Here is a 15625-nt window from a genome sequence, read left to right as displayed (position 1 = left end):
GGCGTGAACTGATGGAAGCCTCTTAGGCGTGCTGCATGAAGCAAAGTTAACAGCAGTGTAACGGATCAAAGACAGGAACAGGTTTTTTGCCGCGCGCTTAATGCGCCCGGCCATTGATGTGGTTTTTCAGGATATGGCGATACAGACCGATCCCCAGCCGTGACATTTGCCCGGACTGGTCTGTGCCATCCAGCTTGCCAAAGCCGCGAATATCCCGGTCCTTGCGCGCAATGCGAAAGCCTGCGCCGATCTCTGACATCTCGCAAAAGGCGGTCAGGCGGGTGGCGGCTTCACTGCCGCTATCGCGTTCAACGCCCGTCAACAGCAGCATATGCGCCGGCAGTTTGCTGCGCCCGATGCGGCCGCGTAGCTGGTGCAGTTGCGACAGGCCAAAGCGGTCGGCGTGCCAGACCACCATCGTATTGGCGCGGCCATTATCCAGCCCGCTTTCGATGATGGAGGTCGACAGCAAGACATCCACCTCGCCCTCCATAAAGGTCAGCATCGCCTGCGCCATATCATCATCGGCCATCTGCCCGTGGGCAGTGGCAAAGGTGAAGGACACGCCGCGTTTGCGCAGCAGCGCCTCTAGCTCTTCGACATCAGAGACACGCGGGCAGACGATATAGCATTGCCCGTCGCGCGCGACCTCGGTGTCGATCGCGTGCAGCATGTCGTCGTGATCCAGCCCGCCCAGCCGGGTCTGCACCGGTTTGCGGCTTTTGGGGGCGGTGGCGACGACGCTGACATCGACCAGCCCCACCTCTGCCGCAGCAAGGGACCGGGGGATGGGCGTCGCCGTCATCGACAGCACATGCAGGCCGGGCACCAGATGGCGCAACTGATCCTTTTGCTCTTCGCCGAACTTCTGTTCCTCGTCGATGATCACAAGCGCTAGGTTTTTGAACGCAATATGATCGTCCAACAGGGACTGCGTGCCGACGACCACCTTGATCGATCCATCCTGCAACCCCTGCAGTGTCGCATCGTAGTCATCAGTCGGTGTCAGCCGCGACAGCTCTGCCACGGCAATGCCAAGCTGTGCGAAGCGGGCGTGGAAGCTGTTGAAATGCTGCCGCGCCAGCACCGTGGTGGGGGCGGCGATGATGACCTGATGACCGCTCAGCGCCGCAGCGGCGGCAGCGCGCAAGGCGACCTCTGTCTTGCCAAAGCCCACATCGCCGACCAACAGGCGGTCCATTGGCGTATCCAGCGCAAGATCGTCCAGAACTGTGGTAATCGCCCGGTCCTGATCATCGGTCGGTTCATGCGCGAAAGCCTTTGCAAAGGCGGCATAGGCCGATGCGTCAGGCACCAGCAGCGTCGCCGCATGGGCGCGGCGGGCGCGGCCCATTTCGATCATGTGATCGGCGCTTTCGCGCAATTCCGCGATCATTTCATCCCGGCGTTTCAGCCAGTCACCGGATTTCAGCCGGTCCAGCGTCAGATCATCTGCAGGGGCACCAAAGCGCCAAAAGTCCTGCCCCTCGATCGCGGGTAGCATCAGCTTGCCACCATCGCGATATTCAAAGGTCGTCAGGATCTGGTCCGTATCCCCCAGATCGCAAGACATATGTCCGTCGTAACGCGCCAGCCCGTGTTCCAGATGCACAACGGCGTCGCCGGGCTCTAGCGCGTCCTCTCCGAACAACAGGTCGTGGTCTCTCTCGTTCAGGTGCTGCTGTGTCATGGGGGTGTCCTAAGTGATGTCTTGCACTGAACGCCCTGCTGCGGGTTTTGATCCCGACTTTGCGATTTGTTAATCGCTGGCAGCTTTATTCCGCCGCGACGGCCAAATGCAGCGCCGATGCCGCGTCCCTGATTGCGGTGACCAGCCGCTTGCGGCTGTCATCCACGGGCTGATCGGCCGGGAACATCAGGCTGATGCCCCGGTTCGCATCGGCCATGGCCAGCGGCCTGACGGCGACCTCTTCGCGGTGGATCGCCTGGCGGCGCGCAAACAGGTCCGGCAGCACGGCAACGCCAGCCCCCGTCGCGGCCATCAGCAGGATGGAATCAAGGCTCGTGCCTTCGTAATCATTACTGACGATGCCGCCGCTGAGCCCCGCAAGCCCGTAGACGATGCGCGCCAAACGGTGCCCCGTATCCAGCGTCAACAGGCGTTGGCCCGTCAGGTCCGCCGCCGTGACCTGCTTAAGCGCGGCAATGGGGTGGTCCGTCGCGACCGCGACCCACAACGCTTCGGTAAACAAAGGACGCTGCCACGTATTCGGGTGATCCTCTGGCGTAGAAATAATCGCGTCAAAACGCCCATTCCGGATGCCTTCATCAAGGCTGAGCGTGTTCTCCTCGCGCACGATGACCCGCAAATCCGGCTGATCGCGGTGCAGCGCCCGCATGACCTGCGGCAACAAATACGGCCCGATAGAGGGCAGGGTGCCCAGCCGCAGCCGCCCACCAAACGGCAGGTCTGACGTCATCACGCTGCGCAAATTCTCGACCTCTGCCAAGATGCGGCGGGCGCGGTGGATGAATTCCAGACCCTTGGCCGTCGCCTGCGCGCCGCTGCGCCCGCGCGTGAACAGGCGCACGCCAAGGTCAGCCTCGACTGCGGCGATCTGATTGGACAGGCTCGGCTGGCTGACATGCAACAAATCAGCGGCCAGACCAAAGCCGCCCAGCTGGTGGACCGCAACGATATACTCAAGCTGGCGCAGGGTAGGTCTCATGTATAGCCCCTAGCTATGATTGGCGTGAATATAAAGTATTTAAACTATCTAAAACTTTGCGGCAAGCAGCGGCAACTGAAATGGAGACCGCCCATGCCCGCCTTTTTCGACACCCTTGTCGGCAACCTGATGGTGCCGACAATTTTGTTCTTCGTCCTTGGCCTGATCGCCGCCTTCGTGCGCAGTGATCTGTCGATCCCCGAAGGGGCAGCCAAGTTCATGTCGCTTTACCTGCTGCTGGCCATCGGCTTCAAAGGCGGCAATAGCCTGGCGCAGCACGGGCTGCAGGGCGACCTTGCCCTGACCATTCTAGCGGGTTTGCTGCTGTCCTTCCTGATCCCGTTTCTGGCCTTTGCGTTGCTGCGTATCCTGACCCGGCTGGATCCGGTAAACGCGGCCGCCGTCGCGGGCCATTACGGGTCCATCTCTATCGTGACCTTCGTTGCCGCCTCTAGCCTGCTGGAACTGTCGGGGATCACCTTTAATGGCTATATGGTCGCCGTCGCCGCCAGCATGGAAGTGCCGGCGATCCTGTCCGCGCTGTGGATCGCGCACCGGTATTCCGGCAGCCAAGACACGGGCCGCGTCCCGATGCGCGAGCTTTTCGCAAACGGCTCTGTGCTGCTGTTGACCGGTGCCTTTGTCATCGGCGCGTTGACCCAAGACAAGGGCATGCAGATGATCGCCCCCTTCGTCGTCACGCCCTTCACCGGCATCCTGTGCCTGTTCTTGCTGGATATGGGCCTGAATGCAGGACGGAGCATTCTGAACAATCGCCATATGCTGACGCCGGGGCTGTTTTGCTTTGGCTTGTTGATGCCGATGATCGGCGCATCCCTTGGCTGGGCGGCGGGCGCGATGATCGGTTTGCAAACCGGCAGCGTGTTCCTGCTGATGGTGCTGTCAGCCTCTGCCTCTTATATCGCCGTGCCCGCCGCGATGCGGATCGCGCTGCCAAAGGCCGAGTCCGGCATATACTTGACGCTGTCGCTGGGCGTGACCTTTCCCTTTAACATCACCTTGGGCTTGCCGCTGTATCTGTGGCTGGCTGGACTTGGTAGCTAAACGACCTGCGGCCCCATCCGCATCCCGGCTTTATCATAGGGCCGGACAGAGCGATGGGGCCTGCTTGTTCAGGTGACGCAGGGCTGCAGTCAAAGTTCCTGTCACCAGATCCAGATCGCGCATATAAATCGTCGCAAAGTCCGGTGGCGGATCGTGCAAAGTTGAAACATGAGGGGTGAGGTTGTGTTGCCAAATCAACGCCTTGCGGGGTGATTGGCTCCGACGGTAGGGATCGGAGGCATTTTGCACAGCGTTGATTTATAGCGATAAATCAGATGATAGACCTTGCACAGCACCGATTTGTGCAAAGCTTTGTGCAACGGAACAGGACATGATGCAAGGCGGTTTCGGCGGGCTGAACATTCCGACATTCACTGGCCGCTACCTGTCAAATTGGTTTTGCATCTCTGCGGTGTTCCTAAAATTTTGGAAATTGCCTTGCACCCTAGCAACCAAGTTTTCGAGCTTGCAGGTGAGGGGCCAACCTGTCCGCAGCGGCATCTTTGATAATATGGCTGAAGTAGGACCGGGGTGATTGGTAGCTTAGTGGCGATCAACATAAATATTTGACACAGATCGACGAAACTACGGCTTGTGACATTCTATGGCGCGAAAATAATCCAGAATTGTTCAATCTGAATGGATGTCTAAATTTAGGACTTAGGTTCCACTTCGGATCGGATGCGCATTGCCGGGCCATTGTATCGGACACCACGTATGGAGCCGCCATTTATCCTCGCCATCTCAGCGCGCGTAGTTTCACCGGACGCAAGTTTTTCCTCATCTCTTTCGCGTGCGGCAGCTTTTTCAGCGGCGCGCGCGCTGAACGAAAATGTGGGCTCTTTGGGACTCATGACCGCCTCCTGAATATGATGATACGCTACGAGATGGTGTCAGCTGTAAGAAGCGCTGCTACAACCCGTAGGCTTTTCCCTCCACAAAGGTAGGCTTCGGACCTGGTGGTGGCAACTCGCTGAGCTGCTGCCGCTTTGTATACGCCACTAAATTAGTCAAAGCATCTCGATGAGAGCTAAGAATGCACGCGCGACAAGACTAAAAGGCCCCGGCTGCAGGTGCATGCCGGGGCGTTGGCGTTTTAATAGGAGCCTGGGCGTGGGTCCTCAACAAAACCATCTTGGTTAGGCATCTCAATCAGCTCGAAACTCTCGGCATCAAGCGTTGTTTCTTCCGAAATGATGTTTGCCTTGCCGAGGATATAAGCAGTAACGGCGTAGACCTCGTTATCCGATAGTGAGCCAGGTGCATTCATCGGCATAGCCCTGCGAATGTAATCGAAGGCTGTGCTGGCGTGGGGCCAATAGCTTTCAATCGTTTTCACGGGGGCGTCCGTAGCAAGGGTGCCGCGGCCGCCGATCAGTGCAGGTGCTCCAAGGTCTTTCACGCCCATCATGTTCTCACCATGACACGCTGAGCAGGCCCATTCATAGACCTCTTGCCCTTCAGCATAGCTTCCGGATCCTTCTGGAAGGCCGGTCCCGTCGGGCATGATATCGATGTCGATCGCCGCAATTTCTTCTGCGGTTGCCAGTGTGCCGAATTCAACTTCCTGATCCTGCGCAAAGGCTTGCGTTGCAGTGGCCGATAGCAGAGCTGCCAGAGCGATGTGTGTTGGCTTAAGCGTGAACATTGGTAACCTCCCCTGCTGTCGAGATGTGCCAGCTTTGGATCGAGTTCAGATGATAGACCGACTTGGTGCCGCGCATTTTGACAAGATCCGCCAGCATGGGCTGCACGTAACCTGTTTCATCCGTGCACCGGCTTTGTAGAACGGCTTCAGTGCCATCCCACGTCCACGGAAGCCGGAACCTTGTGTGACATTTGTCGAGGATCGGCCCATCAAGGACGGCATCTTTCCATGTCTGGCCGCCGTCGGCCGACACTTCGACTTTGGTGACTTTGCCGCGACCGGTCCAAGCAATGCCTGTAATCTCATAGAAGCCAGCGCGTGGCAGCTTCATGTCACCGGATGGGAATGTGATGACCGACTTCGCGTCCATTGTCAGCGTAAAGAGCCGCGCCTTGCCGTCTGGCATCAGGTCGGAATACTTCGATGTCTCTTCACGGGTCATGAATGGCTTGTCGCTCACATCAAGGCGCCGCAGCCATTTGATATGGGTGTTACCCTCGTAGCCTGGGAGCACAAGGCGAAGTGGATAGCCTTGCTCGGGACGTAGCGCCTCGCCGTTCTGGGCATATGCAATGATTGCATCATCCATAGCTTTGTCCAGCGGGACTGATCGCGTCATGACGGCAGCGTCTGAGCCCTCGGCAAGGATCCATTCTGCGCCGGACTGAATGCCAACTTCCTTGAGTAGCGTCGATAGTAGAACACCCGTCCATTCCGAAGTCGACGTTAGGCCATGTGTGCCTTGAACAGTTTTCAGCGTTGGCTGCTCCCATTCGGTCAGGCCGTTACCAGAGCACTCAATGAAGTGCATGCGGCTGACGGCAGGCATACGCTTGAGGTCGTCCATAGTGAAGCGCAGAGGCTTATCTACGAGGCCGTGGATGGTGAGTGTGTGGGTTGATGGGTCGATCGTTGGAATGCCCGCATGATGGCGCTCAAAGTGCAGCCCAGAGGGCGTGATGATGCCATGGCCTTCGCTCAATGGGGTCATCGACCAGCTCGAGTCCAAGCTCGCTGTCGGGTAGCGCCAGCGGACTTCGTTTTCAAACTGCGATCTCGAGCCGTAGCCACCGTCGTCTAGAATGGTGCGTCCCTGCTCTTTGGTTGGATCTTCCTGCACGCGATATTCAAACGCGCCAGCGGGTGCTTCAGCCTTTGCTCGTGTCGCAAATGCCCCGCCAGCAAGGGCGACACTGGCGGAAAGAAGTCCGCGACGGCTAAGGCCATTGAACATGCCCTCTTTGCAGTCGCAGTCCTCAACAGGACTAGCATTGCCGCGCGCCCTATCTTCAATTTCGACCAACGCATTGGCCATCTGGCGTTCTGCGGGGCCATAGCCGGGCCCCTTGAAACGTTCGCTCATGATCGGTTCCTCCCTATGTCAGCGTGTGCAATCACAGCGGTAACTTGCGATGCATGCTAACAACTAGAAGAGCATGTGATACATTTTTCAACTGAATGTTTGTTTTGATACAATGCAATAGCGATCGCCTGCATGCTGTGTTGGCCAGATACGCGGGCCGTTCTACCTTTTCAAAGTCGGCAACTCTATCGCCTGTTTTGAAATTTACCGGACAGGCTGTTCCTATGAATGCTGCGGCACGGTGCTCTTTCAAACTGCAGGTCGAACCAAGTGCAGTCCTCCACTCATAATCATGGCGGCAGCGGCCGCGTCGACGGCCGGAGAGCTCTAGTTGGTTGGGGGGCTTAATTCATTTGGTTTCGCCACTGGTTCGCGAAGATATGCGCCGCTGGTCTTTATCTAACTAAAAGCTCGAAAAGCTTAGGTTCCTATAGGGTTGCAAGGTTCATGTCAAATTGAAATTTACTTCTATTTGGCCATAAAGTCGTCGCAATTGAAATTTACTTAAAAATTGATTGTAGCGGTTCTTTGAGTCGCCAGAGGCACCACAAAGCAGTGTCAGACGTAAAAAATCGAAAGAGAACTGATGTCGATTTTATATTACCAATTATTTATATTTGCGTCTCTCGTCTTGATGCGATTGCTTGCAAGTAAGTATCTTATACATATTGCGATTGTTTGGACTCTATTTACAGCTGCAAACGTTTTCTTTCCGCCGCTAATATTCGTGCAGTTATGTGTAATCTGGGTGACTTACTTCGTAGTTGGAGGGGGGAGTAAGTCTTCAAAGCCTGTAGTGAATGCGCGGTCTGCCTTCGCAAGCGCAGACCCGATTGAGCAAAATATACTAAGCGAAAAATCCGAGTCAAATTCCACGAAGAAAGATGCTACTGGGAGTCATTCCGGCAAAGCAACTCAGAGTGGTTTTGTCACCGTGCTCGAGGGAATATCCACCGCCACTAAAATCGCATCTTCGAATCTCGAGAAGATGAATGATGGGCTCGAGCGATTTAACCGTCAGCTCGAGGAAAATGCAAGTGTTCGCAAGCTTAACGCGGAGTCTCGGGCGCTTTTTGCCGGGGAGCGCAGTAGCGTCAACTTTTGTTTGGAGCATGCCAGAGAGCTAACAGCGCAAGAAATGCGCTTTAAAGATGATCCAAAATTAAAGAAAATTTTTGATGATATAGCTACTAATTGGGGTGATGAGGGCGAAAGAAAGAAAGCTGATCAAAAGTCTCAAGCATTGTTGCAGGCTTCAACGCCTTTAATTCATGAGAATTTCGATGTATTGCAAAAAGCTCAAGTTGAATATTCGACTCTCGTAAGCAACCATAAAGAATTTCTCGCTGAAACTTTCTCCGTTTTGTCACGGGAAGAGGAGATTACTGACAACTTCGCTAAGCTCCTCGGTGATTTTGGCCGTAATTCGTTGGCAAGTTATTTCCGACAGCTGCTTCTAGTCTCAAATGAAAAATGTGACAAGAATGATGATTTGGGCAGTTGTAATCTTTATCCCGGTATCACAATCAACCTAGATGGTGTTGGAGAGCCAATCGGCACTGGATTGATCGCCGAAAATAATGGCACTCTTTCAGGTGTTATCGGTATTGAAAAGTCGGATATCTCAGATGTGTTGGAGGGGCCTTTTGATGAGCTTGTTCAGGCTGAGCCAAGTGTTGAGGAGCTTGTATGCCTTCGTGATATTCCCTATCTTGTGCATTTTACACGTGTTGAGAACTTAGATTCCATTCTTTCTTTCGGACTAATTTCGATTAAAGAAGCGCGTGCGGAAGGATTGTCTCCAATTATATCTGATCCAAACCGCTGGGATGACCGTCTTGATCGAACATCGCTTTCGATATCATTTCCGAATTATAAAATGTTCTGGAAGAGGAGAATGGAGGCTCCAGACCAAGACTGGGTTATTTTGAAGCTAAAGCCATCGATTTTGTGGGAGTATGACTGCCTATACTGCGCTCATAATGGGGCAGATCGTCGTATAAGGCGTTGTTCAGATGAAAAACTAAGAGCAGTGGATGCGTTCGAAGGGATGTTTTCTGAAGGCCTTAATAACGTAAATCGTAGCGCTGCAGGGCTTAGATCTTTCTATCCGACGGACCCGCAAGCAGAGGTTCTCGTTCGCGGTCGGATAGCACCAGAAAGTATTATGGAAGTAGTGTTTTCATCAGCTGAGGTGCGAGAGGAATATTCAGCCTTTCTGCGTCACTACAAGAGTGCTATAAATAGTAAAGGGCATGGCTTGTTCGCAGTCCGTAATACCCACTATGCAAAGCTCGAAAGTTCTTAATGGCAATTCGTCCCGTTTTTAAAGCAACATCCAGTGGATCGACTTTAGTCGAGACTATTGAGGTTGAGTTCGAGTGGCATGCTGGGCTGTCCGTGTCGCAAAAAAGAAAATCAATTGCTTCGCTGCACGAGAGTGCATGTATGACAGCGGGCTGTTCCAATGTTCTTGAGGTCTCAAGTCGCTCTATACTTCCGCTTGGTGTTGGGCTGAGTGCGTTCAATCTTTCGTTTGAAGGGCCTGACCATCGTCAGATGTCAGTCGAGTGCGCATTTCAAGGTAGTAAGGTATTTGAAGGTGGTGGGCCATTTGCCGACTTATACCGCGAAACGTCTCTTAATGCGCGTCGCGATACGAGGTTGAAGAAGTCAGGCCAATTGATAGGTTTCTCATACTTTGGGCAGGATTGGCCGTTGGAGCCAAAGACAGTGTTTTACGACTGGCTTTACGTCAATGCACTTCATCGTGCGATTCCATTGGCAAAAGAATTGAAGCACTTTGATGGTTTTACCGATATCGAGTTCAACCCAACGAAGTCTTACAATTGTCAGGCTCACTCGGTCGCTCTCCATCAAAGCCTCCTTAACAGGGGGCTCTTGCAAGAAGCTTGTAGGTCGCAAAGTGGCTTTATCAAAATTATGACCTCTCAATCGAAGGAGGGAACTTGCGATATTATTCCGACGCAGTCTGCGTTCAACTTCTAAAATGCAAATCTCATAACGCACAGGCGGAATTAGCAACTGTTGGTGCTCGCGGCATTCCAATACGCCTAGTCAGATTTTGTTCAATTTAACATGATTTATTCCAGCAGGAGCTCCTTTCATGCTCGTAAAGACCTTGGCCGAACGGCTGCCCCACATGCCGACAAACAAGCGACATCAGCTCGCACAGCGAGCCACGACTTGGGTCGAGGATAAGTGTGGGAAAGCATACGAGGGTGCCCAAGCTCTTGGCGACATTGCTACGTTCGAGCGCCGGCTTTATGCGGATAGGCGCATCTATGTCGGCGCGCTTCATTGGGAGCCGCATGATGGACAGTGGCTTATGCGCGGATTTGATGGAGCTGACGAGGTTGCTGGCATCGAATATACTGCGACCCATACGGCAAACCGGAAAAACGTGTTTCAGCTGACTGTGCTTGGCCAAAGAACCCCTGTCATGTTTCATCACGTTGAGGAGGCGCGCAATATGGCCGCGGATATCTATTCCGATCTAAAGAAAGACACATAAAACTCTATGAGTCGCCTCCCATCTGCATCTGGGCGAGCCTCTTAGCAGCTTTCTGCACGAAGTCAGCGAATGTTTGATGCAGTCATGGAGAGCAATATGTTGCTATTTCGGTGAATGTGATAAGCCACGGGGCAATGGCGTAGTGAAAGAGATGAATTTATAATCATGGAATGGCTCGTTTTTCGGCCGCAGTCGGCTCAGGCCTTCGGAAGATTGACTGCAACGGGCTTCGTCGTCCGTGCGGGATCGACAGCCATGAAGGACGGATCGCCAAGGGTGAAGCGCGATCGCCCGTTGCGAGATAAATTGGTTGGCGAAGGCGTCCTGGTTTTGCACAGCAACCGCGATTTGTATGTTTTTACGCGAGACTATGAGTTCACGAGTGCAAGTCCCGCTGCCGGTATAGTTAAAGACGGCAATGCCAGCGGTCCGCAGCTCTGGAAGAAACCTTAGGGAGAAATGTTGCAATGGATGACGCAACAAGATTGTTAAAGGATTGGTATCTGGCCGTTCAGAATGAAGATGCCGCGTGCAAAAAATGGGCGCGTTTGGTCATGAGTGACCAAGAGAACGGCATCGTATCCTCACGCCTTGCAAATTGTGCAGCAAAGAGCGTTGAAATGTTCGTGGAACTCGCGCGCTTAGATGGGCAACTCGAAACAGAGGAGATGGTCCGTTCGGCGATGGAAGGCGTTTTGGCCGCAAAACCAAGATGACGGAGGTTAGAAACCACCTCGAAAGTCTGGCGGGACAAGGATTAGATAATCAAATTTTAAACAGGTCCGAGACGGTTGAATAACATGTCGCTTTCATACCGCAACGACAGTTGCTGGCCAACTTACTTCATAGGTTGAGATCAATGCATTGATTGCAGCAGTCTTCACCGCCATAGGAATACGCTCGGCAACGAGGACGCCATCGATGCGTCCATAAGCAAAATCGTCCCTTTGACCCAAAGCCAGAAGATAGCTTTCTAGCTGATTCACAGCCGCGATCTTTGCTTCAGCGCGCTTCAACTCAATAACCAACCAATCTCCTGTGACCCGGCCACGCGCGAGAATGTCGATACGCCGCGATGTCAGCCCGCCGTCGACAGGAAACTCATCCTGCACGATGTCATACCTATCTGCGAAAGGGGTTTGGTCCCAGTTCTCCATGATCTGTCTCTGGATAACATATTCCGTGGTGAAGCCCTCTCCTGATGCAGGAGAACGCTTCATCGCCAAAACGGAATGGTCGCAACATTCCAAAACATCGAGCGCGGCAAAGACGTCATTGCGTTGAACAACCAAATGACCCGCCGTCCTGTTGCGTCCCTCGAACACGAAGGGAATGCCGGCGCTCAGAAACTGCTCGCGGTATTTTCCGTTGAAGACGGCAAAACCATAATCGCCCCGTGCCTGTCGGAAGGTATCGATGGCGAGCGACCACTGCAAATCAGGGGTAGGGGAGAATGCTAGGTAGACTGTCCCTCGCATGTTGGGCCATCGCGCATTCCGTCGCGGATGGTCTTCCCGGATCATACACCCTAGCCCGCAGGCTATCGCCTTTTCGATGAGCGCCGCGACGGAAGCTGTCATCTGCCAGCTTCGTGCGATGTAGGCGTGATCGCCCTGTCGCACGAGAAGTCCCTCGCTTATCTCCTCAATGCTGATGTCGCAGTCGAAGCCGACAACTGTCCCGGTCATTGCAGGGCACTCCGCATGGCGGCGGGATTGGCGTCCCACCAGGCCTTCAGGGCACTGGTCCTAGTAAGGGCGGTATGCACCGCGTCAATCTGCGTCGCAAACGGTTGTTCGGTATCGAGCCGCGGTGTGTCGACAACTAGGCCCAGCGATCGACCTGCCGGTCGCACATACCCGTCAATTTTCGCGAGTCCTGCAATAGTCGGATGGCTGCCGGCTTTTGCGGCTAGGCCGCCCAGCATGATCTTGACCGAAGGTGATGATGCGCCACTGTCCCAAGCCTGCAAGGACATCTTCGGTTTAGGCAGGTTTGAGTGGTTTCTACGCGTGCGCGACACTTCGAAGTAGAATGTCCGCGACCCCGTCGGCCTTACCCCGCTGCCGTTGGGTTCGCGCTTCAAGACAAGATGGGGGAAGTGCTCCGTAACATGGGACCGGAAGGCAGAGAAGAAGTCGCCGGACGCCGCATTCGGTTCCGGCTCGTAGGGCCGTCCAGCCTGTGCGATGGCTGCAGCAAGGCATGCACGGTCATTGACATCCAAGTGCGGGAGGCAGGCTTCATAGGACACCTGTCGGTCGAACATCGCGCCGTCACGACTTGACGAGAGATAGATCTGTGGTGCCAGCAGAAGCGACCCTGCCTTGATTTCACGACGGCGCAGGATGCCGACGCTTTCGCGGTAGCGGATCGGCTGGGATTCACCCGCAACGCTCCATGCAGCATCGATCTTATTCTCTACTAGGATCTGCGTGCCGTCGGTGAGCGTCAGATGCAAGTCAACGCTGCCCCTTCCCATCGGATGACGATACTGGGTTTGAACCTGCGCGATCTGTCCGCGAACTTTGGAAAGCGATAGAAATGCGGCTGCGAACGCGGGATCACCAAGATTTCGCGCAAATAGGTTGTCGATCCGGGCTTCGGTGATGCGGGGATGAAGGTGAGCCATTTGTTTTGTTCCTCCGATCAGGATTTTAAGTGTTTGGTTAAAGACGCTGCTGGCGCGGTGTCGGACCACCTGGCGATCAGGTTCTTCTCGGCTTCGTTTGCTGCGTGCCGATAACTTTCGAGCACTTCGGCAACCTGACTCGCGATTTCGTTGCTCTTCGTGCGCAGCGCCGTTTCTAAGCGACCGTCATGTAGGGCAGTTTCGATCTGACGCGCGATTGTGAAAGGCGGGCATCGTAACGCAATTGGCGGTGCAAGAGTCCCGTCGGGTGTGCCCCACTGACAAACTGCACACTCACCACCATCGTCATGAGATTGCAGGAACCAGTGATACACGTGATCTGGCGTAAGACGTGTCGCTGTAACGTAGCCACGCCCGATGTGAGGGATTTCACCTGGCCGTTCGATTGGATCCCATTCCCAATCCTGTCCATAGTCATACCCCTTGTGAGCCCAATCAAGGTCTTGCTTGCGGCGGACAACAACACGGTGCCATCCGTCTTCCAGTTGAATCTCATGATTAAACCAAGACTGTTGATCGGCCGTGAAACATTCATCTTCAAAGGTGGTTTTCGCTACGTCGCTCCAATTTCCCTCACCTACCAGGGGGCGGTCTGGATTATAGCCTTCCGTGTTCAATTCGCGCCAGACGAGGGCATCTTGGCTCGTCAGAACGCTGCCAGCGAACCGATCATTGAGCGGTGCCAGAGTAAGATGGATGGCGCGATACTGGATCATGCGGCCGCTACGTCGTCTGAACTCGCCAGCTCTGCGGAATCCGCCAAAGCTCGTTGCGCCGCACTCTTTCCCCTCCTCAACAAAGAGGTCGCAGTCGATCCATCCCATCGGGATCCGCAATAGTTCCACAGCCGGAAATGGCCGCATCTCGGTAATATGAGTATCGCATGCACAGACCGGGTGGACCGGGCTGACAGGTCCAACCATCCAAAGGCCCTCTGTCGCTACAACTGCCTCTGAAAAAGGATCCCAGCGCATTTTCTGACACGTCGTTCTTTTAATTGTCTTCATCACTTCCGTTTCCGATGAAATGAAGCGCCCCATTGCTTCCAGAAGACGGCAGAGCGCATCCGCTGCATCGCGATGCTCTTCCGAGACTTCCAGTCGTGGGATGCTATTCCATAGGGGAAGATTGCGGAGAAATGCGATCTGGACACTTTCGCGATCTTGCCCGAGCATGTCCGCAACAACCCGCACGGCAGCAAGGTAATGACGCAGGCTACGGTGGGGAGTCTTTCGCTTGCGCGGCCATTTTTTACGAACAGTTTCATCAATCACTGTGACTTCAACCGGGAGCTTAAGCTTTTGCGCCTGAATGTGCGTTCGCTCTAGACCCTCAGCGCGCAACTCTTCACGTAAGGCATCTTCGAATTTAGTGCGGCTGCCGCGCCGGCGTTCCGTCGCCTCACGGTATATTTGGCCAAATGCTAGAGCGGCATGAAGATGATCAGGGTGCTTCAGCCCTGAGTTTTTCCGTGCTTGCATTGAAATTTCACGCAAACGGAGACGATCGCCCGCTTGCATTTTTTTACGAATCTCTGCGGGATCGATTGCGCGCTTGTTTTCAAATTGACCATTCATGCATACTTCCGTGCCATACGACTTTGGCGATAGATGGGCATGATGGTGATAATCTCTGCTGTCGTATCACTGACGATGATCGCATATCGACCCAGCCGATCATCGAGATTCAAAGCTTTAGCCTTGACCTGACTGACACGCTCCAAGCGGCAATTTCCGCCTGCAGGCCGCTGAACGTCGGCGTGCTCAAGTATAGTGCGGACGAAGTCCGGCCGGAGCCCCCTTTGGGCACATCGTTTTGAGGCGTGGCGACTAAGCATTGTATGTTCTCCATGCTGGCTATGGAGAGATCATGCTTGCAAATCGGCTGTGTTTGGGGTCGACCTCGCACCAGATGGAGCGAATAAGTCGACCTACTTTTATGAATAAGTCGACCCAATTTTTTTCGGCTTGTGATATGACCTGAGCCCCTAAATCGTCTCAAGATTTGCGTAGAGTCCGCTTAACAAAAGGACAGATAAATGAAGGCACGATTCACGGACGATCAGATCATTGCAGCGATCAGACAACGGCATGCTGTCGCCGGTTGACTATGAAGCAAGAGAGTTGAAACTGAAAAAAGCAGGCGTCTAGGAAACTAGGGGCACTTCACTCAGACTCGCGCAGGCGTCCGGAAATGGATGGAGTTCTACAACCCCCGCTGCCCATACAAGGCTCTTGGCGGCCGACCGCCATCGGTGGTCTACTCACTGAGATTCAAAGCAACGTAACCCGATCAGCAGGAGCAGATCAGAGCTTGAAAAACGTCAGATCCTTGGAAGTGAGTAGGGAGCGCCTCACTACTCTCGCTCACATGGATCAAGGAAGCAAAAACCTCGGGTTCACAAATGTTTACGGACCTGTAGACATGCTCGGTAAAACCAAAGATCGTCATGTAAAGGAAATTGATCGAATTGCACGTTTAATGTCAGTGATCCCCCGGATTTTAATCGCTGCACCCTAATCAGTGCCGCAAAGATTACATAGTCCCGAAACCTAAAACAAAAAAGGCTGTTCCTAAGAGGCAGCCTTTCTTCTTTTCCTTACTTTCCTCTTCTTTCTAAGGCGGGTTTCAGTTTTGTAAAACAATGCGTTACGGGAAGCGCGATGCAATT

At 54.0% G+C, this 15625-nt stretch carries 13 protein-coding genes; 6 read left to right on the top strand and 7 right to left on the bottom strand.

Annotated features, from left to right (window positions below; genetic code table 11):
- Nucleotides 1–97 precede the first annotated feature (97 nt).
- Together KBW81_RS13005 and KBW81_RS13000 are read right to left on the bottom strand one after the other, a co-directional pair.
- Complete coding sequence (locus tag KBW81_RS13005; protein ID WP_254247459.1) at nucleotides 98–1690, bottom strand: DEAD/DEAH box helicase; 1593 nt, start codon at nucleotides 1688–1690, stop codon at nucleotides 98–100.
- Nucleotides 1691–1775: 85 nt separating this feature from the next.
- On the bottom strand, nucleotides 1776–2690 hold the full coding sequence (locus KBW81_RS13000) for a hydrogen peroxide-inducible genes activator (RefSeq protein WP_254247458.1): 915 nt from the start codon (nucleotides 2688–2690) through the stop codon (nucleotides 1776–1778).
- Nucleotides 2691–2783: 93 nt separating this feature from the next.
- Between KBW81_RS13000 and KBW81_RS12995 the strand changes: the two genes are divergently transcribed.
- A complete protein-coding gene (locus KBW81_RS12995) occupies nucleotides 2784–3755 on the top strand; it encodes a sodium-dependent bicarbonate transport family permease (protein WP_254247457.1) in 972 nt (323 codons plus the stop codon).
- A 1096-nt stretch (nucleotides 3756–4851) separates the two neighbouring features.
- On the opposite strand, the gene KBW81_RS12990 is transcribed toward KBW81_RS12995, so the two are convergent.
- Together KBW81_RS12990 and soxC are read right to left on the bottom strand one after the other, a co-directional pair.
- Nucleotides 4852–5403, bottom strand: a complete 552-nt coding sequence (locus KBW81_RS12990; protein ID WP_254247456.1) for a c-type cytochrome — start codon at nucleotides 5401–5403, stop codon at nucleotides 4852–4854.
- Complete coding sequence (soxC, locus tag KBW81_RS12985) at nucleotides 5390–6766, bottom strand: sulfite dehydrogenase (RefSeq protein ID WP_254247455.1); 1377 nt, start codon at nucleotides 6764–6766, stop codon at nucleotides 5390–5392. Before soxC ends, KBW81_RS12990 begins: the two co-directional genes overlap by 14 nt.
- A 586-nt stretch (nucleotides 6767–7352) precedes the next feature.
- On the opposite strand from soxC, the gene KBW81_RS12980 reads away from it, so the two are divergent.
- The 5 genes from KBW81_RS12980 (at nucleotide 7353) to KBW81_RS12965 (ending at nucleotide 11017) form a co-directional block, all read left to right on the top strand.
- Entirely contained in the window at nucleotides 7353–9074 is a 1722-nt protein-coding gene (locus tag KBW81_RS12980) for a DarT ssDNA thymidine ADP-ribosyltransferase family protein (protein WP_254247454.1), read from the top strand.
- Nucleotides 9074–9775 carry a DarT1-associated NADAR antitoxin family protein gene (locus KBW81_RS12975; RefSeq protein WP_254247453.1) on the top strand — a complete coding sequence of 234 codons (702 nt, stop codon included), beginning with the start codon at nucleotides 9074–9076 and terminating at the stop codon, nucleotides 9773–9775. The genes KBW81_RS12980 and KBW81_RS12975 overlap by 1 nt, the downstream gene beginning before the upstream one ends.
- 118 nt (nucleotides 9776–9893) lie before the next feature.
- Nucleotides 9894–10301 carry a hypothetical protein gene (locus KBW81_RS12970; protein WP_254247452.1) on the top strand — a complete coding sequence of 136 codons (408 nt, stop codon included), beginning with the start codon at nucleotides 9894–9896 and terminating at the stop codon, nucleotides 10299–10301.
- 165 nt (nucleotides 10302–10466) lie between these two features.
- Nucleotides 10467–10754: a DUF4357 domain-containing protein gene (locus KBW81_RS18800; RefSeq protein ID WP_367305296.1), complete on the top strand. Its 288-nt coding sequence runs from the start codon at nucleotides 10467–10469 to the stop codon at nucleotides 10752–10754.
- A 14-nt stretch (nucleotides 10755–10768) separates the two neighbouring features.
- A complete protein-coding gene (locus KBW81_RS12965; protein WP_254247451.1) occupies nucleotides 10769–11017 on the top strand; it encodes a hypothetical protein in 249 nt (82 codons plus the stop codon).
- 93 nt (nucleotides 11018–11110) lie between these two features.
- Here KBW81_RS12965 and KBW81_RS12960 read toward each other — a convergent pair whose 3' ends face one another.
- Genes KBW81_RS12960 through KBW81_RS12950 form a run of 3 tightly spaced genes read right to left on the bottom strand, consistent with a single transcriptional unit; the run spans nucleotide 11111 to nucleotide 14531 of the window.
- Entirely contained in the window at nucleotides 11111–11989 is an 879-nt protein-coding gene (locus KBW81_RS12960; protein WP_254247450.1) for an endonuclease NucS domain-containing protein, read from the bottom strand.
- Entirely contained in the window at nucleotides 11986–12933 is a 948-nt protein-coding gene (locus KBW81_RS12955; protein ID WP_254247449.1) for a hypothetical protein, read from the bottom strand. Before KBW81_RS12955 ends, KBW81_RS12960 begins: the two co-directional genes overlap by 4 nt.
- Nucleotides 12934–12950: 17 nt before the next feature.
- On the bottom strand, nucleotides 12951–14531 hold the full coding sequence (locus KBW81_RS12950; protein ID WP_254247448.1) for a hypothetical protein: 1581 nt from the start codon (nucleotides 14529–14531) through the stop codon (nucleotides 12951–12953).
- Between the last annotated feature and the right edge of the window lie 1094 nt (nucleotides 14532–15625).

The organism is Loktanella salsilacus, assembly GCF_024206795.1.
Lineage (GTDB): Bacteria > Pseudomonadota > Alphaproteobacteria > Rhodobacterales > Rhodobacteraceae > Loktanella > Loktanella salsilacus.
This window is presented reverse-complemented; position numbering and strand designations above follow the sequence as displayed.